The 26,930-nt window shown below is 43.5% G+C and carries 22 protein-coding genes and 1 tRNA gene; 8 read left to right on the forward strand and 15 right to left on the reverse strand.

Going from position 1 to position 26,930, the window contains the following annotated elements:
- Positions 1-114: 114 nt before the first annotated feature.
- A complete protein-coding gene (locus tag BLW16_RS03995; protein ID WP_090555293.1) occupies positions 115-756 on the forward strand; it encodes a hypothetical protein in 642 nt (213 codons plus the stop codon).
- Positions 757-819: 63 nt separating this feature from the next.
- Here BLW16_RS03995 and BLW16_RS04000 read toward each other — a convergent pair whose 3' ends face one another.
- The 6 genes from BLW16_RS04000 to BLW16_RS04025 all read right to left on the reverse strand — a co-directional run bounded on the left by BLW16_RS04000 (position 820) and on the right by BLW16_RS04025 (position 5,444).
- A complete protein-coding gene (locus BLW16_RS04000; RefSeq protein WP_090555294.1) occupies positions 820-1,524 on the reverse strand; it encodes a basic secretory protein-like protein in 705 nt (234 codons plus the stop codon).
- 206 nt (positions 1,525-1,730) lie between these two features.
- The gene (gene rpsJ, locus BLW16_RS04005) at positions 1,731-2,036 is read right to left on the reverse strand and encodes a 30S ribosomal protein S10 (protein WP_008244591.1); all 306 of its coding nucleotides are present in this window, start codon (positions 2,034-2,036) and stop codon (positions 1,731-1,733) included.
- A 57-nt stretch (positions 2,037-2,093) separates the two neighbouring features.
- Positions 2,094-4,208, reverse strand: a complete 2,115-nt coding sequence (gene fusA / locus BLW16_RS04010) for an elongation factor G (RefSeq protein ID WP_090555295.1) — start codon at positions 4,206-4,208, stop codon at positions 2,094-2,096.
- 16 nt (positions 4,209-4,224) lie between these two features.
- Complete coding sequence (gene rpsG / locus BLW16_RS04015; RefSeq protein WP_041878496.1) at positions 4,225-4,692, reverse strand: 30S ribosomal protein S7; 468 nt, start codon at positions 4,690-4,692, stop codon at positions 4,225-4,227.
- Between the two features lie 16 nt (positions 4,693-4,708).
- A complete protein-coding gene (gene rpsL, locus BLW16_RS04020; protein WP_008244597.1) occupies positions 4,709-5,122 on the reverse strand; it encodes a 30S ribosomal protein S12 in 414 nt (137 codons plus the stop codon).
- 100 nt (positions 5,123-5,222) lie between these two features.
- Positions 5,223-5,444 (reverse strand): VF530 family protein, encoded by a 222-nt coding sequence (locus BLW16_RS04025; RefSeq protein WP_090555653.1) that lies wholly within the window; start codon positions 5,442-5,444, stop codon positions 5,223-5,225.
- Between the two features lie 418 nt (positions 5,445-5,862).
- Here BLW16_RS04025 and BLW16_RS04030 point away from each other — a divergent pair, with 418 nt between their 5' ends.
- The gene (locus BLW16_RS04030) at positions 5,863-6,498 is read left to right on the forward strand and encodes a hypothetical protein (RefSeq protein WP_090555296.1); all 636 of its coding nucleotides are present in this window, start codon (positions 5,863-5,865) and stop codon (positions 6,496-6,498) included.
- 187 nt (positions 6,499-6,685) lie between these two features.
- Here the strand turns inward: BLW16_RS04030 and BLW16_RS04035 are convergent, their stop codons facing one another.
- From BLW16_RS04035 to BLW16_RS04045, 3 genes are all read right to left on the reverse strand, one after another.
- On the reverse strand, positions 6,686-8,659 hold the full coding sequence (locus BLW16_RS04035; protein ID WP_175470474.1) for a M1 family metallopeptidase: 1,974 nt from the start codon (positions 8,657-8,659) through the stop codon (positions 6,686-6,688).
- Between the two features lie 27 nt (positions 8,660-8,686).
- Entirely contained in the window at positions 8,687-9,418 is a 732-nt protein-coding gene (locus BLW16_RS04040) for a carboxypeptidase-like regulatory domain-containing protein (protein ID WP_139298255.1), read from the reverse strand.
- A gap of 118 nt (positions 9,419-9,536) precedes the next feature.
- On the reverse strand, positions 9,537-9,887 hold the full coding sequence (locus BLW16_RS04045; protein WP_090555298.1) for an ArsC family reductase: 351 nt from the start codon (positions 9,885-9,887) through the stop codon (positions 9,537-9,539).
- Between the two features lie 213 nt (positions 9,888-10,100).
- Here BLW16_RS04045 and BLW16_RS04050 point away from each other — a divergent pair, with 213 nt between their 5' ends.
- From BLW16_RS04050 to BLW16_RS04070, 5 genes are all read left to right on the forward strand, one after another.
- Positions 10,101-11,597 carry a sensor histidine kinase gene (locus BLW16_RS04050; RefSeq protein WP_217631509.1) on the forward strand — a complete coding sequence of 499 codons (1,497 nt, stop codon included), beginning with the start codon at positions 10,101-10,103 and terminating at the stop codon, positions 11,595-11,597.
- 3 nt (positions 11,598-11,600) lie between these two features.
- Positions 11,601-12,284: a LytR/AlgR family response regulator transcription factor gene (locus tag BLW16_RS04055; protein ID WP_090555299.1), complete on the forward strand. Its 684-nt coding sequence runs from the start codon at positions 11,601-11,603 to the stop codon at positions 12,282-12,284.
- Between the two features lie 262 nt (positions 12,285-12,546).
- Entirely contained in the window at positions 12,547-16,029 is a 3,483-nt protein-coding gene (locus tag BLW16_RS04060) for a response regulator (RefSeq protein WP_090555300.1), read from the forward strand.
- 1 nt (position 16,030) lies between these two features.
- A complete protein-coding gene (locus BLW16_RS04065) occupies positions 16,031-16,873 on the forward strand; it encodes a CheR family methyltransferase (RefSeq protein ID WP_175470475.1) in 843 nt (280 codons plus the stop codon).
- Between the two features lie 32 nt (positions 16,874-16,905).
- Positions 16,906-18,507 carry a response regulator gene (locus tag BLW16_RS04070; protein WP_090555301.1) on the forward strand — a complete coding sequence of 534 codons (1,602 nt, stop codon included), beginning with the start codon at positions 16,906-16,908 and terminating at the stop codon, positions 18,505-18,507.
- Between the two features lie 7 nt (positions 18,508-18,514).
- On the opposite strand, the gene pth is transcribed toward BLW16_RS04070, so the two are convergent.
- The 4 genes from pth to BLW16_RS04090 all read right to left on the reverse strand — a co-directional run bounded on the left by pth (position 18,515) and on the right by BLW16_RS04090 (position 20,978).
- A complete protein-coding gene (gene pth / locus BLW16_RS04075; RefSeq protein ID WP_090555302.1) occupies positions 18,515-19,075 on the reverse strand; it encodes an aminoacyl-tRNA hydrolase in 561 nt (186 codons plus the stop codon).
- Positions 19,076-19,233: 158 nt separating this feature from the next.
- Positions 19,234-19,812 (reverse strand): 50S ribosomal protein L25/general stress protein Ctc, encoded by a 579-nt coding sequence (locus tag BLW16_RS04080; protein ID WP_090555303.1) that lies wholly within the window; start codon positions 19,810-19,812, stop codon positions 19,234-19,236.
- Between the two features lie 76 nt (positions 19,813-19,888).
- The gene (locus BLW16_RS04085) at positions 19,889-20,833 is read right to left on the reverse strand and encodes a ribose-phosphate pyrophosphokinase (RefSeq protein ID WP_090555304.1); all 945 of its coding nucleotides are present in this window, start codon (positions 20,831-20,833) and stop codon (positions 19,889-19,891) included.
- A gap of 74 nt (positions 20,834-20,907) precedes the next feature.
- Positions 20,908-20,978, reverse strand: a tRNA-Gln gene (locus BLW16_RS04090).
- A 230-nt stretch (positions 20,979-21,208) separates the two neighbouring features.
- Here BLW16_RS04090 and BLW16_RS04095 point away from each other — a divergent pair.
- Positions 21,209-24,241 carry a DUF2723 domain-containing protein gene (locus BLW16_RS04095; RefSeq protein WP_090555657.1) on the forward strand — a complete coding sequence of 1,011 codons (3,033 nt, stop codon included), beginning with the start codon at positions 21,209-21,211 and terminating at the stop codon, positions 24,239-24,241.
- 336 nt (positions 24,242-24,577) lie between these two features.
- Here BLW16_RS04095 and BLW16_RS04100 read toward each other — a convergent pair whose 3' ends face one another.
- A complete protein-coding gene (locus BLW16_RS04100; protein WP_090555305.1) occupies positions 24,578-25,540 on the reverse strand; it encodes an acetyl-CoA carboxylase carboxyltransferase subunit alpha in 963 nt (320 codons plus the stop codon).
- 39 nt (positions 25,541-25,579) lie between these two features.
- Entirely contained in the window at positions 25,580-26,929 is a 1,350-nt protein-coding gene (locus BLW16_RS04105) for an MFS transporter (RefSeq protein ID WP_090555306.1), read from the reverse strand.
- Position 26,930 lies beyond the last annotated feature (1 nt).

The raw sequence follows: 26,930 nt of genomic DNA on the forward strand, positions 1-26,930 counted from the left end.
GCTCTAAGACAGTAATTGTAAATAGTATTACCGACATTAGGGCAACTATATTATCTGTATTAACAAAAGCGAAAAATTAAAATATCATTACTAAATTCGTATAAACTAATATTTATGAATAAAATTATCTTACCCGTTCTTACCTTTTTACTGATCAGTCTTTCTGTTGCCTCTCAGGTTAAAGCTCCGGACACCGCTGCCGCAGATTCAAGCCGGACCATCGCGAACACTGACTTCAGCCTCAGGGGTCAGTACCAGTCACTGCTTTCCAAATCGAAAACATATTACGGCTTCAAGCTGGTCAACCCGGGCCGTCTGTCCGCTTTTTATAAAAGCGTTACCGATTCAATCAGAAAGGAACGTGCAGGCAGCAAAGCCAGTCAGGGCAGGATCAGGGAACAAGCCAAAACCATAGATACCCTAAACAGCCTCATCAAAACCAATGAGGGCGCCCTGGCTTCATCAAATCAAAAGTTGGATGACATTACCTTTCTGGGGATATCATTCAGCAAATCGGCTTATAACACTATCGTATGGTCTATCATCATTGTACTTGCTTTAGGCCTTGTATTCGTAATCAGCCGTTCAGCAAAAAATATCCATGAGGCAAAATACCGGACAGAACTTTATGAAGAGGTCTCCAAAGAATACCAGACCTACAAGACCAAGTCTAATGAAAAAGAAAAAAAACTTGCAAGGGAATTACAGGATGAGCGTAATAAACTTGAGGATTATAAAAACAAAGGGCTGTCATAACAGATCAATGAACCCGGCATCATCCAAAAGATGCCGGGTGATTGTAATTTCAGGGACTCATTCTCAGACCGTAACCGCAGGACTGCTGGCATAAACGGCCCAGAGTTCATCCAGTGTTTTGCCCGTAAGCTCCTTCCAGGTACCGTCATTATAAGTATGTGTACGAAGGCTTGCATCCATCATCTTAACTGTTCCTTTTTTGACATGCTGTTCAATCCATAGGAGGAACCTGCCTGTGATACGGTAACTGTTGGTATAATTCTGTTTTGCATTATAGTCGGGCAAAGCCCATTTGGAGCCTGCATTATCTATACCATAGGCATAACGTACATAATCGGCTATTCCTTCGGTCAGCCAGCCTGGTCCCGTGCTGTCACCATATCCCTGCACGATATGCATGGTTTCATGTGTCACCACATCTGTATCATAAGGATGTGCTTTCAGGTAACCGGCGCTGAACTTCACCTCGCCCCCGCTTGATTCAGCAACATACTTATAAGCAGTATCCACAATAAAGACCACATTTTTCGTTGCCTTTTTATTGAACGTTTTCACCAGGACAGGGTATACCTGAAAATAGGTATCGATCAGTTTCTGCTTCACTGCAGGAACCAAATTTGGATCATTGCTGTTAAAGATCAGGGCATATCCTTCTTTTCTGATCGTATCTGCGGGTGTTTGTGCTTTTAACGACGCATCCCGGGTTTCTCCGCTTAGCGTTCCCACAAGCAGCATTGCAAAAATTGTAAAGATAAATTGTTGTCTCATTGCGCTATTTTTATGAATAAATAAACCTTAAGGTAAATATATATTTTATTTGATAAAATATATAATTTGGCAACAAGTATTTTTAACAATTGCAGGCAGCCCCCCCTCTCCATCCGGCGAAAGAGACTGATCCTGAAACGGTCATCTTAAAACAGAAAAGGCCTCCGGAAATCCGGAGGCCTTTTCTGTTTACCCGAAAAAATGCATTAAACTTTAATTTCCACTTCAACACCGCTAGGTAATTCAAGTTTCATCAAAGCATCAACAGTTTTAGAGTTAGAGCTATAAATATCTAACAAACGTTTGTATGCACATAATTGAAACTGCTCACGTGCTTTTTTGTTCACGTGTGGTGAACGCAAAACAGTAAAGATTTTCTTTTCTGTTGGCAACGGAATTGGTCCGCTAACCACTGCACCCGTAGGTTTTACAGTTTTAACGATTTTCTCAGCAGATTTATCTACCAGGTTGTAATCGTATGATTTTAATTTGATTCTGATTCTTTGGCTCATGTTATGATTGTTAAGGCTGCCTGTTAGAGCTATTAATAACAGGCGGCCGGTTTAATACTAATCTATAGATTTTACTCTGCCTTTTGATTTGGCAATTACTTCATCCTGTACGTTTCTTGGAGCCGGATCATAATGATCAAATTCCATGGTAGAAGTTGCACGGCCTGAAGTAATGGTACGCAACTGAGTTACATAACCAAACATTTCAGAAAGAGGCACTGTAGCTTTGATCACTTGTGATCCGTTACGTGTATCCATTCCTAAAAGCTGACCACGACGACGGTTCATATCACCGATTACATCACCCATGTTTTCTTCAGGAGTAAGGATCTCGATTTTCATGATAGGCTCCATCAATACCGGGTTACATTTTGGTAACGCTTCACGGTAAGCCATTTTAGCTGCCAGTTCGAATGACAAAGCATCTGAATCGACTGCGTGGAATGAACCATCAATTAAACGTACTTTCATGTCCGGAAGCGGATATCCTGCCAATACTCCGTTAGTCATAGATGCTGCAAATCCTTTTTCAACTGAAGGGATAAACTCACGTGGGATTGAACCACCTGTGATCTCGTTTACAAACTGTAAACCGCCTTTTTCCCAGTCGGCATCAATTGGAGATATGATCACCTGGATGTCTGCGAACTTACCACGACCACCAGATTGTTTTTTATACGTCTCACGGTGTTGAACTGTTCCGTTGATGGCTTCTTTATAAGCTACCTGCGGAGCACCCTGATTTACCTCAACTTTAAACTCACGTTTTAAACGGTCGATCAGGATGTCTAAGTGAAGCTCACCCATACCAGAGATTACAGTCTGACCAGTTTCCTCGTCAGTTTGAACCCTGAAGGTAGGATCTTCTTCAGCCAGTTTAGATAATCCCATACCCAGTTTATCAATATCAGCCTGAGTTTTTGGCTCAATTGCCAAACCGATAACCGGCTCAGGGAAGTTCATTGACTCAAGGATGATCGGGTTTTTCTCTTCGCAAAGCGTATCACCTGTTTTGATATCTTTGAAACCTACAACCGCAGCAATATCACCAGCTCCAACGTTAGGAATAGGATTTTGCTTGTTTGCATGCATCTGGAAGATACGGGAGATACGTTCTTTGTTTTCAGAACGTGCATTATAAACATAAGAACCTGCTTCCAGATTACCTGAATATACACGGATAAAGCAAAGACGGCCTACGAAAGGATCTGTTGCAATTTTAAATGCCAAAGCTGCAAAAGGCTCTTTTTCATCAGGTTTACGTAATACTTCTTCGCCTGTATCAGGGTTGATACCAGTGATACCTTCCTGATCCATTGGTGAAGGCAATAATTCCATCACATAGTCAAGCATGGTCTGAACACCTTTGTTTTTGAAAGATGAACCACAAACCATTGGTACAATGGTAGCGTCAAGTACTGCTTTACGCAATGCATCAAGGATTTCACGTTCTGTAATTGAATTTGGATCTTCGAAGAATTTCTCCATCAAAGATTCATCATAATCAGCAACAGATTCCAGTAATTTCTCTCTCCATTCAGCAACCTCATCGATCATATCTTCCGGAATAGGCACTTCAGTAAAGGTCATTCCTTTATCATGCTCATTCCAAACGATACCACGGTTGTTAATTAAATCAACAACACCTGTAAAGTTATCTTCAGCACCGATTGGCAACTGCAATGGAACTGCATTACTACCTAACATACTTTTAACCTGTCCAACAACTTTCAGGAAATCTGCACCGGAACGGTCCATTTTATTCACGAAGCCGATACGGGCAACATTGTAGTTGTTAGCCAGACGCCAGTTAGTTTCAGATTGAGGCTCAACACCGTCAACTGCAGAAAATAAGAATACCAAACCATCCAATACACGCAGTGAGCGGTTTACCTCAACGGTAAAATCCACGTGGCCCGGTGTATCAATGATGTTAATATGGTAATCTTGTCCCCTGTATTTCCAGCCTACAGTAGTAGCAGCAGAAGTAATGGTAATACCACGTTCCTGCTCTTGTGCCATCCAGTCCATGGTAGCCGCACCTTCGTGCACTTCACCAATTTTGTGACTAACACCTGCATAATAAAGGATACGCTCTGTTGTTGTAGTCTTACCAGCATCAATATGCGCAGCAATACCGATGTTTCTTGTATATCTTAAGTCTCTTGACATCTTATGATTTCAATAATTAAAAACGGAAATGTGAGAACGCTTTGTTGGCTTCAGCCATTTTATGCGTATCTTCTTTCTTTTTAACAGCAGCACCTTCACCTTTAGCAGCTGAAACGATCTCTCCTGCCAATTTTTCCTTCATGGTTTTTTCACCGCGTCTTCGTGCATAAGAAATTAACCATTTCATGCCTAAAGCAATCTTGCGGTCAGGACGAACTTCTGTAGGAACCTGGAAGTTAGCACCACCAACACGGCGTGACTTCACCTCTACTGCAGGCATTACATTAGTTAAAGCACGTTTCCATACTTCTAAACCATTCTCACCAGCTTTTTTCTCAGCTAATTCTACTGCATCGTAAAAAATAGAGTAAGCGATGGATTTTTTTCCATCATACATCATATTGTTTACAAATCTCGTCACCTGAACATCGTTAAATTTTGGATCAGGAAGGATTATTCTCTTTTTTGGTTTTGACTTTCTCATTTGTTGTTCCTCCTAATTATTTCTTTTTACCTTTTGTTGGTGCGGCAGCTACTTGTCCTGGTTTAGGACGTTTGGTACCATATTTTGAACGACGTTGGTTACGACCAGCAACACCTGAAGTATCTAATGCTCCACGGATGATGTGATAACGTACTCCTGGTAAATCCTTAACACGACCACCACGGATCAATACGATAGAGTGTTCCTGTAAATTGTGACCTTCTCCAGGAATATAAGCGTTAACTTCTTTTCCATTGGTCAAACGTACACGCGCTACTTTACGCATTGCTGAGTTTGGTTTTTTAGGGGTAGTGGTATATACACGTGTACATACACCTCTTCGCTGTGGACAACTGTCCAACGCCGGAGACTTACTCTTGAACTCCAGTGCTACTCTACCTTTTCTAACTAATTGTTGAATGGTTGGCATTGTTATTTGTTTTTTTTATTGTTATTAAAAACTTTACCCCTCAATAAGGGACTGCAAAGGTAAGACAATACATTTTATAAATCAAGGGGTTAACAGAGATTTAATGAAAAGTATTTAAATAAAGTTTCTCCACCTTTTTCCTCGCCCAGTCTGTCTTTCTTAAAAATGTGAGGCTGGATTTCAAACTGGGATCATTATTAAAACAGGCAATCTTTATCATTTTGCCCAATTCAGGCCAACCATAATGCCACACCAGTTGTTTAAGAATAAACTCCAGGGTCTTCCCGTGTAAAGGATTGTTCGCTTGTTTTTCTTCTGCCATATCTATCGGAATGCTGCAAAGGTAATAATAAGATAAGGTATACGTGCATTTCAATTTTGCTTTCTGCCCGGTTTCCGGCCTTCTTTGCCCAGTATAAACTGATACTGAACAAGCATAGAACTCATATAAAACCTGCATTTTCCGTGCAGTCGTACTGGGGTTGGCCTGGGGTTGATCTGGGTATAGGCACGGAACCTCAGCGCAACCCCAGATCACCCCCAGACCAACCCTATATAAGATGCAAGTTCAGTATAAGTTCAATATGAGTTCAATATGAGTTTATACACTGAGAAAATTTTTACGTAACCATCGTTCCGGAAGCCATTAACCCTGAATAAACCAGTCTTTGGCTGATAATCGCATATTATTTGCTTATTTTTGCCTTAAACACAGCGTTGCATACTCTTAAGGAAAAATTATGAATTTGAATTTAGGCGACTTCGTCCGTTTCGTGGACGAGAATATAGAGGGTACCATTACCCGCATCATTGATAAGGATACGATCGGTGTAACTGATGCCAATGATTTTGAGATACCTGTACTGGCCTCTAAAGTAACACTGGTACATGGTGAGATCCCGGAAGATAACGCTGTTGTTTCCAACAGGCAAAGTGTGGTCACTCCTATAGCAGAATTTAAAAAAGAAGGGGTTTATCTGGCCCTGGTAGCTGATCAGCACAGTGCTGCAGTGGCGCACTTCCACCTGCTGAACGAAACCTCCTTCCAGCTGCTGGCCAGTATGACTACTGAAAAAGGGGGAACCTATAAAGGTGAATTTGCCGCGCTTATTCCGGCTGGCAGTGCAAAGAAAATCTATTCTGCCAATATGGGCGATATCCAGTTATGGCCAAAGTTCAACATCGAGGTGCTGTTCTCTACCTCTGCGAATGTTGAACCTCCTGCTCCGCTGGTGTATAATGAAAGCATCAAAGGAAAAGACCTCTCGGTGTCTAAAGTGGAGATCGCCCTGCTGAAACAAAAAGGCTGGCTGATCAGGCTGGATGAACCGGAACCGCAGATCGATATGCAGAAATTAAAGGATAGCTTCAAATAGAGATAGGCTGGGTATTTCTCATTGCAAAGCGTAAAAACACAAAGCGCAAAGGAGATCTTCGGGCTTCGCAAAAAAGACGAATCCTGCTTTCCATGCTGACTGCTGCTGAAGGGCAGCCGAAAGCATGGAAAGCAGGATTCGTCTTTTTTTAGGTTATCCACAGCATGATGCTTAACGCATCCGCCGGTTATTTTGTCCAGGTATTGTTTGATTCATCTGAATCCGGCAGCTGATGATCAGGATCAAGCACTACGGACACCACTTCTTCAGTAGTGGCATAATTCACTGTCCAGGTTTTATTCCTCATCCATACATCAACCGGTATTTTGATCATATCAGTTTTACCGCTGGCGGTTTTCACCTGCAGGATCACCGGCATAGGCATTTTGTCTAAATTGGCAATGACGATGCTGTAGCCTTCCAGCTGGTCTCCTTTTTTTGAAGGTGTTACTGAAGTAAGGGCCTGGTCCATTTTCCAGTTCTCTAAGAACCAGCCTCTCCAGAACCAGGACAGGTCTTCACCGGCCCCGTTTTCCATTGACCGGAAAAAGTCGGACGGTGTTGGATGTTTGAAAGACCACTGTTTAATATAATTCTTAAAGGCATAGTCAAAACGGTCAGCACCCAGCACATGGTCACGCAGGATGTTTAACCCCCAGCTTGGTTTACTGTAGAGATTGACACCGATATTCTGCTCAATCATCGCATCGGGGCTTAACATGATGTATTCCCTGTTTGGCTGCGCCATATATTTTGCGGCCTTATGCAGATCGTCCGGGGCAGCTTTATACTCACCGTTATTGAAGGCGTCTGAAGACAAGCCATTGATGAACGTATTGAAGCCTTCATCCATCCAGCCGTATTTACGCTCATTACTGCCAACGATCATCGGGAACCAGGTATGCCCGAACTCGTGGTCTATCACTCCGTATGCCTGTGCATTTTTGGCCTTCCAGCCGCAGAAAACGATTCCGGGATACTCCATACCGCTAACATTGGATGCGATGTTCACTGCCATGGGGTAAGGGTATTCGAACCACTTGTTTGAATAGTGCTCAATAGAGGCCTTCACGTATTCTACTCCCCTTCCATAACTGTCAGCCCCGCTGCTCTCTACCGGATGGGCAGAAACAGCTAATGATTTTTTTCCGCTGGGCAGGTTGATCTTTGCGGCATCCAGCACAAAGGCTTTGGATGATGACCATGCCACATCCCTGGTATTGGTCATCTTAAACTTCCAGGTAAGCTTATCTTTTGCGGGGCGCGATTTAGGGTCAAGCACTTCCTCAGCAGAACGGATGACAACAGTTTTATCGCTTAGTTTCGCCGCATTCCAGCGCTTCAGCTGCTCGGCAGTGAATACTTCCTGCGGATTCAACAATTCTCCGGAGCCCATAAGTATCTGGTTGCCCGGTGCAGTAACGCTATAAGTAACATCTCCGTATTCACAGTAAAATTCACCGGCTCCCCAGTAAGGCAGGGTATTCCAGCCCAGCACATCGTCATATACACACAATCTTGGGAACCACTGTGCAATCGTATATATCTCTCCGTTTTGGGTGCTCAGGTGCCCCATTCTGTCCGATCCGTTGATCGGGATCACAAAAGAGAAGTTCATTTTTATAGTAACCACATCTCCTTCAGCTCCCAATGGCTGATCCAAACGGATCTGCATGCGAGTATCCTCGGTGATGGATGTGAATTTAACAGGGCCCGCCTTTTTAGAGACCGTAAGGCCGCTGATCTGGTATCCTCCGTTTACTTTTTCACCGCGTGCACCGTAACGGCTCCCTAATTTGATCAGTCCGTTACCCCTTGAGTTTTTCTCAAAAAGATTCTGATCAAGCTGTAACCAGATATAGGGCAGTTGATCAGGACTATTGTTTTTATAAGTGATGGTAACTGTTCCGTTTACCGTGTTCGTCTGATCATCCAGATTGGCCGTAACAGCGTAATCTGCACGGTTTTGCCAATATTTAGGTCCTGGATATCCACTTGCTGAACGGAATTCATTGCCGTTCTGGGTGTAAAAAAGCGGACTAAAAGCGGCATGCGGATCATAATTGCCCGGCGCTGCAGGGGCTTGCTGTGCCTGGGCACTGATACTAAATGCAAAAAACACTACATAAAGAAGTGTTCTTTGAACAAACGGGTTATTCATTAATTCAGGTTTTATATGTTAAGGAAATTAGTTCTTTTTTGTTGTCGGAACAGGCGGCAGTCTTCTTCCTTCAGGCGGCAATTTCAACCAGGTCTGGTAAGCCTGGGCAATATAGAAATCGTAATTAAAAGGATGGTCGCTTTTCACCCTCGCAACAGATGGCCTGTACAAATTGATAAAATCTTTGAGTTCCTGCCCCTGAAGTTTGATCAGTTCGCCCACATGTTCTTCATTAAAATATTGATTGATCTCTGTTTCGTAGGCAGAGGTCTCTTCCAGTCTTTTTACTTTGGCCCTTTCACGTTTATCCTTTCCTGAACCAAAGGCTAAGCCCACACCTCCCGCGCGGCTGGTATTGGTGGTTGGCGGAATACCTGATACGCGGTTAAATCCAGGCGCATTGGGATCTTTCAGCTGGAGGTCGTTCGATAGTTTTGCTCCCCTGACCTCAACCTGCTTAAGGTTAGTGGACTGGGACGGAAGATAGATCGTTTTGGCCTGCAGATTGGTCAGGTAAAGCGTATCGGTATGGTATCCCGGCAGGGAGAATTCCAGCAAGTCTCCTTTGTTGGCCGTAATTGTAAATTGCCCGGCGGCCCCGGTTACTACAACCTTCTGGTTGTTCAGATTTTTTACTGTTACTTTTTGAAGAGGAAAACTCTTGTTCTCATAATCAAATACTCCGCCGCTGATCCCGGTTTGAGCGAACGTATATACTGGTATCGTCAATAACAATACGATAATTAACCTCTTAAGCATTTTCATTTTTTTATTATCTTGTCTTATCCTGATGAAGCTTGCATGAAGATGCAGGTTCCAAATATAATTTAGTTTCGCACTTTGTATTACATTTTAACAATTATTAACATGTAATAGTTTAACTATTCAACAAATCCCTGTATTGTTCTTCATCAAAACTGATCAGCACAGCCTTTCCGTCTTTTTCCACTACTGGGCGTTTAATGGCACTTGGATTTTCCAGCAGCACCGCTATCGCCGTTGTCTCATCCTTTACCTGCTCCTGCTGCTCCGGAGATAGCTTTTTCCAGGTGGTCCCTTTTTTATTCAACACCTTTTCCCAGCCGAAAACGGCAAACCACTCCCCGAGTTTCTCCGCTGTGATCCCCTGTTTCTTAAAATCATGGAATTCATATCCCAGGTCGTTAGCCGTTAACCATGCTCTTACTTTTTTAACTGTATTACAATTCGGAATCCCGTATACGATCATATATGATGAAATAAAGGCGCAAAGCTAGCCATATTTCCGTATTCGTCACATTTTTTTAGATCTTCATCACATTTTATGCAGAGGGACGAAAATCCGCCGTAGTATTGTACCGACGAACCCGACATGATTAAAATAATTATTGCCCCGCGTACTTAATAATTATTTAATCATCAAAGGCTCCATCTAACAATTGAAAGCAAATAGAACAAGTAGATGAATATAAAAGATTTAAATAAAATAGAGTTCTGGGCAGCAAGTTCAATTTATGGCTGTGCTATACTTATGCTCATTTCAAATGGTTCCGATGCCTATACGCACAAGCCCTTCCAGTTTAGCGAGGCAAAGATAGGTTTCAGCTATTTATCTAATTACTTCCTTCCTGAGCTGTTCCGGTATTCTATCCTTTACTTCTGTTTCCTGATGCTCAATTTTTGCTGCCTGCCCCCGCTGTACAATAAGATAAATATTGGGTTTAACGGGGCTATTGTGCTGGTCATGTACCTGGTGTCCGGACTGGTGATCAGCATTACCCACACCTACAGCAAGGCCTATATACTGGTGCAGTACGCGGATATAGACGATGCCTATATTCAGATCTTTTTTAAAGGTTTCACTTATTCTGCCTGGCTGGTACTGCTCATCTGTATCTATGTGGCGTTGAAAAAATTGCTGATCTACCTTACCGACAACAAAGATAACGATATCCGGAACCAGATGAAACTTGAGATCGTTTTCGGACTGGCCTTTTGGTTCGTAGGCGTCCTGCTTTGGCTGGCAGCGGGGGTGGACTTTGATGTGATCCTCTGCTGGACACTGGTGATCATGGCCTGCATATTTTTAACAATCTATTCCATCTATTATCTCATCCCTTCCTTAGGCACACAGATCAATCCATCCCGTACCTTTTACGGAAAAATTACTTTACTGACATTCCTGATCGCTATACCCATCGGATTGGTCGGGGCCCTGATCAGCGGAAAGGGAGAGTTCTTCATTATTGTAAATCTTTTTCATATTACAGCCCAACTGGTAATCAGTGCCCCCCTGGCCTGGTATATCTACAAACAGAGAAACGAAACCGAACAGCAGATATTCACGCTTAAAAAGGAACTTCGCAAATCGGATGCTTCGCTGGGTTTTCTGAAATCACAGATCAACCCCCATTTTCTTTTTAATGCATTGAATACACTCTATGGAACAGCCCTGCAGGAAAATGCCGAACGTACAGGCGAGGGCATACAAAAGCTTGGAGATATGATGCGCTTCATGCTCCAGGAGAATATGCAGGACAAAATCTCCCTTAGCAGGGATATTGATTACCTGAATAATTACATCGCTTTGCAAAAGCTAAGGACGTCAGTATCGGTAGACATCCTGATCAGCACCGAGATCGAAGAACAGTTTACCACGCTGCAGATTGCACCAATGCTGCTGATCCCTTTTGTAGAAAACGCCTTTAAACATGGCATCAGCTTACAGTCGCCCTCACATATCAAAGTTACCCTGCAAACCAAGGGAAAGACCCTTTACTTTGACGTAAACAATAGTATTCATCTCAAAGCTGATGGTGACCCTGAGAAACTTCAAAGCGGTATAGGGCTGCAGAACGTAAGGCAACGTCTGGAGTTACTGTATCCTAAGAAACATGAACTCATTATCAGGGAAAGTGCAAAAGAGTTTTTCGTACATTTAACGCTGAACTTAGATTAACAAATGATTGCTATTGCGATAGATGATGAGCCCATAGCTTTGGATATAGTGAAATCCCATGCCTCCAAAGTTCCGTTTATAACCCTGGAAGCTGTATTTACCAATGCATTCGAAGCAATTGCATTCTTACAGAAGAACCAGGTGGACCTGATCTTTCTGGATATTCAGATGCCGGATATCAGCGGGATTGACTTCTTGAGCAGCCTCAGCAATCCGCCCCTTGTTATTTTTACTACAGCCTATGCCGAACACGCTGTAAAAGGATTTGAGCTGAATGCACTGGATTACCTCCTCAAACCGTTCTCCCTGTCCAGATTTCTCAAAGCATGTAACAAAGCAGAAGAATTGTATAGTCTGCGCAGGAAAACGGATCATCCGGCACAGCCCGCACATTTATTTATCAAAGATGGTTATGAGCAGATTAAAGTAATTGTGGATCATATCCTCTATATTGAAGCTGCAGGCAATTACACGCTGATCCACCTGAATAACAACACTTCATTGAGCACGAGGATGCCAATCGGTGATATGCAAATGTTGCTTCCTGCAAAAAAGTTTGTTAGAACACACCGGGCATTTATGATTTCTAAAAGTGCTGTGACTAAATTTGACAGGAACCAGATCTGGATCGGTGATAAAGTAATTCCCGTAGGGCCAGCATATGCACACTGTTTACAGGAACTATAAACCAAATATTACCTATAACTATACCCATCCTTCCCCCAACATAAAAAATAACCAATTTTAACTGCGTTTATCAGAAGTTAAATACTTTTAACAACAAGAAAAATCGATATTATTATTCCCTCAAGCTCTAAAAAATATTTTGTTCCGGAAAAATAACCCGTTAATATATGTAGCACGAACTATTTTATGAGTATTATTGTCATATGTTTCTAACCTCGGTTAAAACATACGGTTTTTACTTAACAGGCAATATTATCGACATATGTGGAGATTTACATTTAGACAACAGGTATTAACAGGATTTACGCTTTCGCTGTTGTTCGTCCTCATCTCTGCCATCACCTCCTATATCAGCATCCAGTCGATGAATGCTGATTCTTCTTGGGAAAGCCATACTTACGAAGTAATTGACCATGCCCAGAATCTGGAGGTGAAATTACTGAACACTGAAACCGGTCTGAGGGGATATATTTTAACACAGCGCCCGGAATACCTGGAGCCCTACAATAAAAATGTCAATAAAATACAACCCCTGATCAGGGATCTTCAGCGGCTCACAACGGACAACCCGGAACAGCAGGAAAGACTGGACTCGCTAGAGTTCTATTCCACACAGAAACTCCGGGATATGCAGGAAATCCTCCGGGCGAATGCTACCGCCGGACAGGAGGCGTCCGTTAAAAAGACCCTGACAGATAAAGGAAAGCTTTACAAAGACAATATGCTCAGGGTAAACAACCAGGTCATAAAAGCGGAAAACAAACTGCTGGCGATAAGGAAAGAGAAAAGAATTGAAAGCGGGTTGAGATCCACTATCATTGTGGTAACCAGTTCACTGATTATTTTAGGCCTGATCCTATATCTTTCCAGCTTTATCAAAAGAACTTTCAATCAGCTGAAATCAACAGAAATACGGATCAGGGAGAACAATGAGCAGCTGGTAAAAATTTCTGACGAAAACGAGCAGAAGAACTGGATGCTTTCCGGCGCCTCTGTAGTGAATGAATCACTGCGGGGAGAACAGGAACTGGATGAGCTTTGCACCCATGTAATTACAGATATGTGTAATTATGTAAAAGCACCTCTGGGAGCCATGTACCTCTTCAATCCGAAAACAAAAAAACTGGAGCTGAAAGGTGCATATGCATTTGAAATAAAAAAAGGCAAAGACACGGATATTTCTCTTTCTGAAGGTCTTGTAGGCCAGGTTGCCGTTGAAAAACGCATCAAGCAGTTGCATAACCTGCCAGACGATTATATCAAAGTAGCTTCCGGCCTGGGCAATACCGTCCCGAAATCATTAATTGTCATGCCTGTACAGTTTGAGGATGACATTATCGCTGTGATCGAGATGGCGCTTCCGGTAGCTCCTACCCCGCTTCAGGTAAACTTCTTTGAGAGGATCACCACGAACATCGGCATAGCCATAAACCGTACCCAGGAGAGGGAGAAACTGCGCGATCTCTTCCTTCAGACCCAGCAGCAGGCTGAAGAACTGGAAAGCCAGCAGGAGGAATTGCGCACCACTAATGAAGAGCTGATCCATAAATCAGAGGAGCTGCAGGCTTCAGAAGAAGAGCTGAGAGTACAGCAGGAGGAGCTGCGCGAGACCAATGCAGAACTGGAAGAAAAAGCCGGCCAGCTGGAAGAACGCAATATCCTGGTAAACGAAGCCCGGGAAGCGATGAGCTTAAAGGCCAAAGAACTGGAGGTATCCAGTAAGTATAAGTCGGAGTTCCTGGCAAATATGAGCCACGAGTTACGTACACCGCTCAATAGTATACTGATCCTGGCCAGGATCTTAAAGGAAAACAGACCCGAGAACCTGAATGAAGAACAGCTGAAATATGCCGGGGTGATCCACAATGCAGGAAATGACCTGCTTACCTTAATTAACGATATCCTGGACCTGTCGAAAATTGAATCCGGTAAAATAGACCTTGATATTGAGCCGGTCAGGCCTCAGGAGATCCGCCAAAACATGGAGTCGCTGTTTACAGAAATTGCGAAAAGCAGGAAGATAAGCTTTAAAACTACTTTAGGTACCGATGTACCGGAAAAAATGATGACCGATCTGCCTAAAGCAGAACAGATCGTGAAAAACTTGTTGTCCAACGCCTTTAAATTCACTCCTGAGTTCGGGGAGATCAGCCTGGAGATCGGCAGCGCTGCACCGGATATTCAATATTACTCAGACCAGCTGAGGAACAGCAGCCAGCAGATACTTTTCTTCAGTGTGAAAGATTCCGGGATCGGGATACCGGCAGATAAGCAGAAGCTGATATTTGAAGCCTTCAAACAGGCCGATGGTACAACCAGCAGAAAATACGGAGGTACAGGCCTGGGTCTGTCTATCAGTAAAGAACTTGCCAACATACTGGGTGGAGAGATCCAGGTGGAAAGTGAACCTGAACAGGGCAGCTGTTTTACGCTTTACCTTCCTGTAACGAATATTGAAGGCAGTTTAACCCAGGAACAGGCGGCAAATATCCATCCGGAACCAATAGTTGTACCGCTGATCCCCGAACCTCTTCTTATTCCCCTGAACAAAAACGGAAAGCAGACGCTGCTGATCGTAGAAGATGACCTTACATTTGCCGATGTACTGAAAGACTATGCCATAGAAAAAGGGTTCAGCCCGATTCTTGCCCATAGCGGTGATATAGGACTGCAAATGGCTGCCGATAAATTGCCTGATGCGATCATTCTTGATATTATGCTGCCCGTTATGGATGGATGGAGCATTCTGAAACGCCTCAAGGCAAACCCGCAAACCAAACATATACCGGTTCATATGATGTCTGCCGGTGAAATAAAAGGTGAACGCGCGCTGAAAGAAGGTGCTATAGGTTTCCTGAGAAAACCTGTCGAAAAGGACGAGCTTGATCAGGCATTTGCTATACTCAACTCCGGCAACATTGCCTATGACTTTCAAACAGTACTGGTAGTGGAAGACCACGAGCTGCAGAGCCTGGCAGTAAAAGAGCAGCTGGCGGGAAAAGGGATTGAAGTGGCACAGGCCTTTACAGGGCAGGAAGCACTGGACCTGCTCAGTGAACGTACTTTCGACTGTATCATCCTGGATTTAAATCTGCCTGATATTTCGGGCTTTGACCTGCTGGACAAGATCAAGACACAGGAAAAATTCGTACATGTACCTGTAATCATCAATACTGCTATGGAACTTGATCAGGATAAGATTGCCCATATCATGAAGTATTCTGAAGCTATGGTACTGAAATCGAACAAGTCGAACGACAGGCTGATCGATGAAGTGAGCCTGTTTATGAATAAACTGAAAAAACAGGACCCCTTTAAGAACGTCGCTGCAGGAAATTCAAAGCCCAAAACAGTCTCTACGATTGAGAAAGTTTTAAAAGATAAAACCATCATGATTACTGATGATGACATGAGAAATATTTTCGCATTATCAAGTGCACTGCAGGTTTATGACATCAATATCGTGATTGCCAATAATGGCAGGCAGGCGCTGGACAAACTGGAAGAAAGGAAAGATATAGACCTTGTGCTGATGGATATCATGATGCCGGAGATGGATGGTTATGAAGCGATGAAGCTGATCCGCCAGCAAAAGGAATATAAAAAATTACCAATTATCGCCTTAACAGCCAAGGCGATGAAGAATGACCGTGAAAAGTGCATCGAGGCGGGTGCAAACGATTATATCGCTAAACCGGTAGACATCGACCAGCTGCTCTCCATGTTAAGGGTTTGGCTAAGTTAGTATGGGCAACAAAATATCAGATCAAAATACACAGGAGCTGCTTAGCTATGAACAACTGAAAAGCTTAACAGCTTTCATCAGAAATGTGCATGGCTTCGATTTCAGCGATTATTCTGCAGCTTCCCTCAAAAGAAGGGTCACCAGGATTATGCAATTGCAAAAACTGAGCCTGTTTGATTTACGCACCCTGCTCACAAATGACCTGGAGTACTTTGAATCATTTTTGATGGAAGTGACAGTAAATGTGACTGAGATGTTCAGGGACCCGCTGTTTTACAAGTCTTTGATCACCAATATTATTCCCTATCTGCAATCTTACCAGCGGATAAAGGTTTGGAATGCGGGATGCTCAACCGGCGAGGAACTCTATTCATTTGCAATACTTTTTGCCGAAGAAGGATTATATAACAGGAGCTTTTTTTACGGTACGGACATCAATGCCGATGTTTTGGAATTTTCCAAAAATGGTATTTACGATTTGCAGAAAATGAAGCAATATTCTGAGAATTACCAGCAAACTGGTGCACTTCATACCTTATCTGATTATTACTCGGCACGTTATGGTGCTGCATCAATGAATCATTCTTTAAAAAAGAACATCCTGTTTTCAGCCCATAACCTGGCGTCGGATGGCGTGTTCAATGAGTTTCAGCTGATTTCCTGCCGTAATGTGTTGATCTATTTTAACACTGCCTTACAGGAGAGGGTCATAGACCTTTTTTATAACAGCCTGGCAAACTTCGGCTTCCTTTGCCTGGGTTCTAAAGAAACGCTTAGAAGCTCCGAGATCGGGCGCTTCAGGATCATCGATCAAAAAAATAACATATATCAAAAAATAGCATAAGACTTACCCGATTAGGAAGCCCACAAAGAACTATGGAAAAGATCAATATTCTCATTGTAGATGACAGACCCGAAAATATTATCGCACTGGAGGCTTTATTGGAACGGGCCGATGTAAACCTAATCTCCACTACCCTGCCCAACGAGGCCCTTCGCCTGGCATGGGAAATGGATATTGCCATCGCCCTGGTTGACGTTCAAATGCCCGAAATGGACGGCTTTGAACTGGTAGAGATCTTAAAAAGCAACCCCAGGACAAAAAATATCCTGGTGATATTTGTTACCGCGATTTCCACCGATGCAAAATATGCCGTAAAGGGCCTGAATGCCGGTGCAGTGGATTACCTGTATAAACCGCTGAACCCATATGTGACCTCTGCCAAGGTAGATTCCTTTATACAGTTCGTTCGCACGCAGCGCGACATCGTAAAGAAGAACAAGGAACTTGAATCGTATCAGAAAGAACTGATCAAAGCAAAGGACCAGGCCGAACAGGGACGGAAAATAAAAGAGAACTTCCTGGCAAATATGAGCCATGAGATCCGCACACCCATTAACGGTATTATCGGGATTACCAATTTACTGGAGAAAACAGACTTAACTGCTGACCAGCGGGAGATGATAGAATTATTGGAGATCTCCTCAAACTCGCTGCTCGGGGTGATCAACGATATCCTGGACCTGTCGAAAATCGAAGCAGGGAAGTTCAGGATCAACAGGGCTGCCACAGATTTAGTAATGACCTGCCATGCGGTGATCAACCTGCTCCGGATAAGGGCAAAAGAAAAAAACCTTGAACTCATCACTGCATATGATGAAGATCTGCCTAAAACGATCCTTGCAGATTCCCTGCGGCTGAATCAGATCCTGATGAACCTGATTGGCAATGCCATCAAATTTACCAGCACCGGCAGCGTAACGCTGAAAGTAGAAATAGCCGGCAGAAGGGACAAACAGGTACAGCTGAAATTTTCTGTGACTGATACAGGCATTGGTATTCCCAAGTCTAAGATCAACAGAATATTTGAAACCTTTGAGCAGGCTGATGACAATACCACACTAAATTTCGGGGGCACCGGTCTTGGTCTGTCGATCGTGAAGAACCTGGCGCAGTTAAAAGGCGGCGAACTGACTGTAAGCAGCGAGGAAAATAAAGGAAGCGAATTCTGCTTTAGCAACTGGTATGAAGTACTGGAGAATCTTCCCGAAAATCAGAAAAGGGCGCCCGAAAAGCTGGCTGCATTCGAGAATGTAAAAATCCTGGTGGCCGAAGACAATCCTATCAATAAATTTTTAATTGTCAAAGTTTTAAAAGGCTGGAACATTGAGGCCGACGTGGTAGAGAACGGGAAAGAAGCACTCGATAAACTCGCGGAAAACGACTATGACATTGTGCTCATGGACACGTTTATGCCCGTAATGAATGGCCTGGAGGCCACGAAACTGATCAGAGAAGGTCATATCGAAGGTAAAAAAGATATCCCCGTAATCACCTTCTCTGCTGCCGTTATGGACAATGATAAAAAAGCAGCTAAGGAGGCAGGAGCGGATGACGTACTGAGCAAGCCATTTGAACTGGGGGTCTTACATGAGAAGATCCAGCAGTATACAGGAAAAAAACCGATAGGAGGCTAAGTCAGGATCATTTATTAAAGGCCGTCATGGTTTGTGCCGGCCCTATCGTAACAAAACTTTTAATCAGCTCCACGCTCCGGTCAATCAATGCCGGTAATTCCGGTTGTTCTTCTTTACCGAACCTGTCAAGCACATAATCAGCCTGACGGCCTTTGGCAAAGTTGTCACTGATACCGAAGCGCAGACGCGGGTAGGCTTGCCCGCCGCAGATGGCCTCAATGCTTTTGAGCCCGTTATGCCCTGCACTGCTGCCCTGCAATTTGAGGCGCAGTTTACCCAGCGGGAGGGCCAGGTCATCTACAATGACTAGTACGTTTTCTAATGGGATATTCAGGTCATGCATCCAGTAATTTACGGCCTTGCCGCTCAGGTTCATGAAGGTTGTAGGTTTGATCACATGGAGCTTTCTCCCTTTAAAGGAAACTTCTGAATAATAGGCCAGCCGCAGATTGGAGAATGATCCGTCCAGTTGTCTCACCAGTTCGTCTGTGATATTAAAACCAATATTATGTCTTGTATTGGCGTATTCCGGTCCTATATTTCCCAGGCCAACTATTAAATATTTCATCTCCTATTACTTATGATTACAGCAGAACATTGAAGCGTAGTATACTGCCGCTCCAAAGATAATGGTTTCTGCCAAAACTCTCTCTGCCGAAAAGAACACGCATAAAAAAACAGCACTGAATGACCAGTGCTGTTCCTGAATTGCTGACAAAGATCAGCTTATTTTTTACCGCCTTGTTGTTCGGCTTGTTTCAATGCTCTTGACATACCTACAGAAACGATTGTATCTTCAGGAGTGTTTGTAACTGTGTAAACACCTTCTCCAAGATCACGTACACGGAACAGGTTACCTACTTCAAGTTTAGCAATGCTTACCTCAACTACCTGTGGCATATCTTTCGGGAAAGATCTAACACGCAGTTTACGTAGTTTCTGAACAAGTTTACCACCCATTTTAACACCTGGAGAAGTACCGGTTAATTTGATAGGGATCTCCATAACGATTTCTTTGTCGTCAAATAACTGAAGAAAATCTACGTGTAATAATACGTCTGTTAAGGGGTGAAATTGTAACTCTTTTATGATTGCTTTGGTTTTTGTACCATTAATATCAATTTCTAAAAAGTTGGCTTCAGGAGTATAGATAGCATCCTTTAATTCAGTTATTACTACAGCAAAATGTGCTTGTTCTTTACCACCATACAATACTGCAGGAACTTTACCTTCATAGCGAAGCTCTTTAGCATCGCGTTTCCCTACGTTCTCTCTTGGAGAACCGCTAATTGCGATTGTTTTCATTTGTTTTCTATTTGTTTTTTAATTGTTATTATTATCTTTATCAGAACGATACAAGGCCTGCGCCGGCTCTCGTTCCCTATTCTATTTTAAAAAGATCGCTAATTGACCCGTGCTCATTTACATTGGCTATAGCCTTTGCAAACAGCTCTGCAGTACTCAGTACCCTGATCTTCGAACTTTCCTGTTTCAGTGGAATAGAATCAGTTACGATCAGTTCCGTCAGCACCGAGTTTTCAATCGTTTCATATGCTTTACCTGATAAAACAGGATGCGTACAAACCGCTCTGACACTTTTTGCCCCTTTTTCCATGATCAGTGCTGCTGCTTTGGCCAATGTGCCTGCAGTATCACAAATATCATCGATCAGCACGATATCCATATCTGTCACGTCCCCGATGATCGACATCGATTCGATCTCATTGGCGCGTTTACGTCGTTTATCACAGATTACAACCTCTGCATTAAAGAACTTTGCGAAGGTACGTGCCCTGTAAGAACCGCCCATATCCGGAGATGCAATGGTCAGGTTGTCCAGCTTCAGGCTCTTGATATAAGGAACAAAGATGATTGAACCATCAAGGTGATCTACGGGAATATCAAAGAATCCCTGTATCTGTGCCGCATGGAGATCCATGGTCATGATCCGGTGGATACCTGCAGACTTCAGCAGATTGGCTACAAGTTTTGCACCTATCGCCTGCCGGGGCCTGTCTTTCCTGTCCTGTCTGGCCAGACCATAATAAGGAACAATAGCAGTAATGTAATGTGCTGAAGCTCTTTTTGCCGCATCAATCATCAGGAGTAATTCCATTAAATTGTCTGAAGGCTGGTAGGTGGACTGGATGAGAAATACGTCACATCCTCTTACAGATTCATCATATGCTGGCTGAAATTCACCATCGCTAAACCTGCTTAAGGAAACACTACCAAGGGGCCTGCCGTAACTTTCGGCAATCTTGAGGGCTAATGCTTTTGTACCGGTACCGGCAAAAAGTTTAACGGGGTTGAATTGCAATGGCATGATTAGACGGGTATCAATGCTGGGTTAAAAAAAATCGGATTGCGTATTTCAACTCACAATCCGAATATATTTAGTTGCCCGACCAGGATTCGAACCTAGACAAACGGTACCAAAAACCGTTGTACTACCTTTATACTATCGGGCAATCTTCCTACAAATCAACAAAGGGTTGCTTTGAAATGGAATGCAAATCTACGCAGATTTTTGATAATTGCAAATCCTCCGGTAAAAAATTTGAAAATAATTCTAAAAACGCGTTTGAAGGCCATTTGGCGGGTTAATTTTTGTTAAACTATAATGATGTATGTACTTATGTCAATCTTATTGATTATTTTCGGCTGCATTTTTATAGCCAATTTATATATCAAGATCAAAATGAATTATTCAAAAATTAATAACATTACAGGATGGCTGTGTTTTTTCGTTGCCACAGTTACCTATATACTCACTTTAGAGCCCTCAGTTAGTTTCTGGGATTGCGGAGAGTTTATAGCTTCGGCCTTTAAGATGCAGGTAGTGCATCAGCCCGGAGCCCCATTGTTCTTAATGATACAACGCTTTTTCTCCATATTTGCTATGGGCGACATCCATAAAATCGCTTACTTTATGAATGTAGGCTCTGCCCTGGCAAGTGCGGCAACCATATTATTCCTGTTCTGGACCATTACGGCCCTCGCCAAGAAAATGATCCTGAAACGCAATGAAGACCTGACCACAGGAGACCTGATTACGATCATGGGTGCCGGTGTAGTAGGAGCTCTTGCTTATACTTATTCTGACAGTTTCTGGTTCTCTGCTGTAGAATCCGAGGTATACGCCCTTTCCTCACTGTTCACGGCAATCGTATTCTGGGGTATTTTAAAATGGGAGTCGCATGCTGATGAGCCGCGTGCCGACAGATGGTTGCTGTTCATTGCCTATATCATGGGGCTATCCATCGGTATTCACCTGCTGAACTTACTGACTATTCCTGCCATTGCCTTTGTTTACTATTTCAAGAAAGAACGCAACCCCACAAATTTGGGAATATTCAAAACTTTCGCCGTAGGTATCCTGATCCTTGCATTTGTTCAGTACGGCATTATCCAGTATGTAGTTTCCTTCGGGGCATATTTCGATCTGTTCTTCGTCAATACTTTAGGTATGGGCTTCGGAACGGGAGTGATCTTTTTCGCTATCCTGCTGATCGTTGGTTTTACCTGGGGTATCCGTTACTCTATCAAAACGCAGAAAAAGGTTTTAAACCTGGCACTGCTGTCCACTGTACTGATCATTTTTGGCTATTGTTCCTTTGCAATGATCATTATCAGGGCTAAAGCAAATCCAAACCTGAACAACAGTAACCCGGATAATGCTTTTTCATTCCTGAGTTACCTGAACAGGGAACAATACGGAGACAGGCCTTTATTATTCGGCCCGAATTACAATTCCGAGAAAGTAAGCCTTAAGGAAGGCAAAAACATCTATAGGAAAGGCGATACCAAATATGAAGTGGCCGGCAAAAAAACCGATTACGAATATGACAGGACTACTGTATTTCCAAGGATGTATAGCGATGAGCCAAGACACGTAGAAGAATATAAAAGCCTGATGGGTTTTGACGACAGTCATTTTCCTGGTCTGTTTGATAACATCAATTACCTGTTCAAGTACCAGATCGGAAATATGTACATGCGTTATTTCATGTGGAACTTTGTAGGCCGCCAGAATGACGATCAGGGTGCAGGCATTTACCAGGGGCAGTTCCTCAGCGGAGTAAAACCTATCGATGCGATCATGCTGGGAGATCAGTCACACCTTCCTCCCTCTATTGTAGAAAGCAGCGCCTATAACCGCTTTTTCTTCCTTCCGCTGATCATTGGATTGCTTGGTGCAGTATGGCACTTCAAACGCAACCAGAAGGATGCGGGTATTGTAGGCCTCCTGTTCTTCTTTACCGGTCTGGCCATCGTGCTTTACCTGAACCAGAAACCACTGGAACCAAGAGAAAGGGATTATGCCTATGCAGGATCTTTCTATGCTTTTGCCATCTGGATAGGCTTTGGCGTATTTGCTATCAAAGACTGGGTATTTAAAAAAGTAAGCGCACAAAATGCGGCTGTCATTGCAACTGTAGTTTGTTTACTGGGGGCACCAGTAATTATGGGTGCCCAGGGATGGGATGACCATGACCGTTCATCCAAACTGGTTGCACACGATATTGCCGTTGATTACCTTGAATCCTGCGCACCGAATGCAATCCTGTTCACCTATGGTGATAATGACACCTATCCGCTCTGGTATATACAGGAAGTGGAAAACGTAAGACCGGATGTTCGTTTAGTGAACCTGAGCTTATTTGACACCGATTGGTACATTGATGGGATGAAACGCAGGCAGAATGAATCTGAACCGCTTCCGATCAGCATGAAACCCTCACAATATGTACAGGGTGTAAGAGACGTCATGTATTACCAGGATTATAAAATTGCAGGTGCTGTTGAATTGAAAAACATCCTGGCCGTATTGCTGTCCGATGATGATGATGACAAAATTCCTTTGCAGAACGGAACAAAGGAAAACTTCATTCCTACTAAAAACTTCAAAATGACCATCAACCCTGAAGAGGTAGTGAAAACAGGAACGGTAAGTGCAGCAGACTCTGCCAAGATCACCCCTGTAATGCAGTGGACTTTCAATAAAGGATATGTAACCAAAGGTACGCTGGCAATGCTGGACATTCTGGCTAACAACAACTGGAAGAGACCTATCTATTTTGCAAGTACAGTACCCTCAGACCAGTTTAACGGTCTGGACAACTATTTGTATACCGAAGGCCTGGCTATGCGCCTGCTGCCTCTTAAAATTGATACAGCCGCAGGAAGGAATGAGCTCGTCAATATTGACATCCTGTACCGTAACATGTATAACAAATTCAAATGGGGTAACGTAAAGGAATCCAAATATCTGGACCCTCAGTCCTCAGATGACATCTCTATCTTCAACAACGTATTCAACACCACGATCTCCGGCCTGATCAAAGAAGGAAAGATCGCCGATGCCAAGAAAGTAGTTGCCCGCTATTTCGAAGTAATGCCTGATAAATTCTACGGCATGCGTTCAATGATGGGTACCTACTTCCTTGCCGAAAACCTGTACACCCTCGGTGATACACAGCGTGCAAATGCGCTGATGGAAAAATCTGCAGACTACATCCAGAAAGAACTCACTTACCTTGCAGATGTATCCAAAAGCAGAAACCGCTTTATCGGCGGGCAGAACGTACAACTCGGCCTGCAATTCCTCAACCAGATGGTCAAAACTGCCACCGAGCAAAAACAGACTAAGCTGGCACAGCAGTTAACCCAGCGGTTCCAGGGCCTTGAAGCCCGGTTCTCGGTTTACTTCTCCCAGGCACCGCAGCAGTAGTAGAACATACGGCATAAAAAAGCGGCCTGCAAATTTGAATTTGCAGGCCGCTTTTTTATAGATATATTTTCGGGATTTTGCTTTAGACTGTGATCGGGATTTTACTTGATATTTAATCGGGATTTTGCTTGAGCTTTAGACTGTGATCGGGATTTTTCTTGAGCTTTAGATTTGATCGGGATTTTGGTTATTTGGGATCTTGCTATTTATACTCCCAGTTAGATTATCCCCCGGATCTCCCCCCTTAGAGATAAATAAAGGCAATGTGGTTTTGCTGCCTTCCCTGCTGCGCTTCAGCAGCAGGCAGCATCAAAACCACATTGCCTTTATTTATCCTTATTCATTCACCACCCCCATTGAACAAAACTTGTCAATCCGCGTAGCGATCATTTTATCTGTTTTCTCTTTACCAAGTTCTTTCAGGTCTTTCAGGATCTGGGCTTTTAAGGTCTCCCCCATTACTACCGGATTCTGGTGTGCTCCGCCAAGCGGTTCTTTGATGATACCGTCAATCAGCTGGTTCCGGTACATATCATTTGACGTCAGCTTTAAACATTCCGCTGCTCTTTCCTTGTAATCCCAGCTGCGCCATAGGATAGATGAGCAGGATTCAGGTGAGATCACCGAATACCAGGTATGTTCAAGCATATATACTTTATCACCGATACCGATACCCAATGCGCCGCCGGATGCACCTTCACCAACGATGAAGCAAACGATCGGCACTTTCAGTATTGACATTTCGAGCAGGTTTCTTGCAATGGCTTCACCCTGTCCGCGTTCTTCAGCTTCTATTCCGGGATAAGCACCCATCGTATCGATAAAAGAGATCACAGGTTTATTGAACTTTTCAGCAAGGCGCATTAATCTCAAAGCTTTGCGGTAACCTTCAGGGTTTGCCATTCCGAAGTTGCGGTACTGGCGTTCCTTTGTATTTTTACCTTTCTGGTGCCCTATGATCATTACTGTTTGCCCGTCAATAGTAGCAAAACCACCGATAATTGCTTTATCGTCTTTTACGGTACGGTCACCGTGCAGTTCGATGAAGTCATCGCAGATCATACTGATATAATCCAGGGTCTGCGGTCTTTCAGGGTGGCGTGACAATTGAACTTCCTGCCATCCTGTGAGGTTGGTATACAGGGCGTTCTGAGTTTTGGATAATTTATCTTCCAGCTCTATTAGTGTAGCAGACATATCTACTTTTGTTTTATCAGCAACCTGTTTAACCTTTTCAATTTGCTGCATCAATTCAGCAATAGGTTTTTCAAAATCAAATGACGTTTTTATCTGTTCCATAAGTGGGCGGTAAAAGTAGCTAAATTATTTAAAATTTCCCTATTTCTCTTTAGCATTCCGGATATAAAGAACAGATATTGCACCGAGGATCATAAATATACCGGCAAGTACAATCGCATAGATCGCTTCACCATGATAAAATTTCTTTACAATCAGTCCACCAAACAGGCCATTTACGATCTGGGGCATGGTAATAAAGAAGTTAAATATCCCCATATAAACACCCATTTTACGCGCAGGGATAGCGCTGGACAGGATCGCATAGGGCATAGAGAGGATACTTCCCCAGGCAAGGCCGATACCGATCATGGAATAGATCAGGTGATCCGGGTTGCTGATAAAATAGATGGACAGCAGACCTGCACCACCGGCCAGCAGTGAAAAAGCATGTGCAATTTTCCGGCTTGTAGCCCTTGCAATTGACGGCAGTACCAGTGCATATAGCGCAGAGACGCCATTATATACCCCAAATAAGATGCCTACCCAGTTGCCTGCATCGGCAAATTTCACAGAGGAAGTATCTCCGGGAAGCACTTTATAGATATGCTGTGCGATGGCGGGAGTGGTAAACACCCACATCGAGAACAGCGAAAACCAGGAGAAAAACTGTACCAGTCCCAGTTGTTTCATGGTTAAAGGCATATTGGAGAAATCCGTAAGGATAGAAAGTACGCCTTTCTGTTCTTCTGTTTCCGCTTCAGCAGCATGGTATAAAGCCATTTCTTCCGGCGGATATTCCTTCGTATTCAGTACTGTCCACAAAATAGTGCCCAGCAAAATAGCTGCCCCGGCATAAAAAGAGTAGATCACGTTATTGGGCACCTGTCCTGCCGCAGCCACTTTGGAAGCACCCAGGTATGCTGAAAATATATAGGGCAGCCATGATCCCGATATCGCCCCTGCGCCAATCAGGAAAGTTTGCATGGAGAAGCCGAAACTTCTCTGGCTTTCAGGCAGTTTATCGCCCACCAAAGCCCTGAAAGGCTCCATTGCCACATTGATTGAAGCATCCATGATCATCAGCATTCCTGCCCCGATAATGATGGGCGGCAGGAAGCTGGCCATGGCTCCTGCATTGGGCATCAGTATAAGCGCGATCGCCGTTAAGATTGCACCAACCAGGAAATATGGCCGTCTTCTGCCAAAACGGTTCCAGGTACGGTCGCTGTAATAGCCGATGATCGGCTGTACGATCATCCCGGTTAACGGAGCTGCGAGCCAGAACAGGGACAGGTGTTCTACATCGGCCCCGAAGGTTTGCAGGATCCTTGAAGCATTACCGTTCTGTAAGGCAAAACCAAACTGTATCCCGAAAAAGCCGGCACTCATGTTAAAGATCTGGAGGTTTGATAGTTTCGGTTTAACAGCAACAACTTTGTTTGGTTCCATA

Source organism: Pedobacter hartonius, from assembly GCF_900107535.1.
GTDB classification, from domain to species: domain Bacteria; phylum Bacteroidota; class Bacteroidia; order Sphingobacteriales; family Sphingobacteriaceae; genus Pedobacter; species Pedobacter hartonius.

Excerpts from the sequence above, each read along its gene's own strand:
- BLW16_RS04070 (WP_090555301.1), top strand. The coding sequence starts at position 16,906 with ATGGAAAAGATCAATATTCTCATTGTAGATGACAGACCCGAAAATATT.
- BLW16_RS04040 (WP_139298255.1), bottom strand. The coding sequence starts at position 9,418 with ATGCTTAAGAGGTTAATTATCGTATTGTTATTGACGATACCAGTATAT.
- BLW16_RS04055 (WP_090555299.1), top strand. The coding sequence starts at position 11,601 with ATGATTGCTATTGCGATAGATGATGAGCCCATAGCTTTGGATATAGTG.
- BLW16_RS04035 (WP_175470474.1), bottom strand. The coding sequence starts at position 8,659 with ATGAATAACCCGTTTGTTCAAAGAACACTTCTTTATGTAGTGTTTTTT.
- BLW16_RS04000 (WP_090555294.1), bottom strand. The coding sequence starts at position 1,524 with ATGAGACAACAATTTATCTTTACAATTTTTGCAATGCTGCTTGTGGGA.
- BLW16_RS04105 (WP_090555306.1), bottom strand. The coding sequence starts at position 26,929 with ATGGAACCAAACAAAGTTGTTGCTGTTAAACCGAAACTATCAAACCTC.
- BLW16_RS03995 (WP_090555293.1), top strand. The coding sequence starts at position 115 with ATGAATAAAATTATCTTACCCGTTCTTACCTTTTTACTGATCAGTCTT.
- fusA (WP_090555295.1), bottom strand. The coding sequence starts at position 4,208 with ATGTCAAGAGACTTAAGATATACAAGAAACATCGGTATTGCTGCGCAT.
- BLW16_RS04100 (WP_090555305.1), bottom strand. The coding sequence starts at position 25,540 with ATGGAACAGATAAAAACGTCATTTGATTTTGAAAAACCTATTGCTGAA.
- BLW16_RS04060 (WP_090555300.1), top strand. The coding sequence starts at position 12,547 with ATGTGGAGATTTACATTTAGACAACAGGTATTAACAGGATTTACGCTT.
- BLW16_RS04080 (WP_090555303.1), bottom strand. The coding sequence starts at position 19,812 with ATGAAAACAATCGCAATTAGCGGTTCTCCAAGAGAGAACGTAGGGAAA.
- BLW16_RS04045 (WP_090555298.1), bottom strand. The coding sequence starts at position 9,887 with ATGATCGTATACGGGATTCCGAATTGTAATACAGTTAAAAAAGTAAGA.
- BLW16_RS04025 (WP_090555653.1), bottom strand. The coding sequence starts at position 5,444 with ATGGCAGAAGAAAAACAAGCGAACAATCCTTTACACGGGAAGACCCTG.
- BLW16_RS04050 (WP_217631509.1), top strand. The coding sequence starts at position 10,101 with ATGAATATAAAAGATTTAAATAAAATAGAGTTCTGGGCAGCAAGTTCA.
- rpsG (WP_041878496.1), bottom strand. The coding sequence starts at position 4,692 with ATGAGAAAGTCAAAACCAAAAAAGAGAATAATCCTTCCTGATCCAAAA.
- rpsJ (WP_008244591.1), bottom strand. The coding sequence starts at position 2,036 with ATGAGCCAAAGAATCAGAATCAAATTAAAATCATACGATTACAACCTG.
- rpsL (WP_008244597.1), bottom strand. The coding sequence starts at position 5,122 with ATGCCAACCATTCAACAATTAGTTAGAAAAGGTAGAGTAGCACTGGAG.
- BLW16_RS04085 (WP_090555304.1), bottom strand. The coding sequence starts at position 20,833 with ATGCCATTGCAATTCAACCCCGTTAAACTTTTTGCCGGTACCGGTACA.
- BLW16_RS04065 (WP_175470475.1), top strand. The coding sequence starts at position 16,031 with ATGGGCAACAAAATATCAGATCAAAATACACAGGAGCTGCTTAGCTAT.
- BLW16_RS04095 (WP_090555657.1), top strand. The coding sequence starts at position 21,209 with ATGAATTATTCAAAAATTAATAACATTACAGGATGGCTGTGTTTTTTC.
- BLW16_RS04030 (WP_090555296.1), top strand. The coding sequence starts at position 5,863 with ATGAATTTGAATTTAGGCGACTTCGTCCGTTTCGTGGACGAGAATATA.
- pth (WP_090555302.1), bottom strand. The coding sequence starts at position 19,075 with ATGAAATATTTAATAGTTGGCCTGGGAAATATAGGACCGGAATACGCC.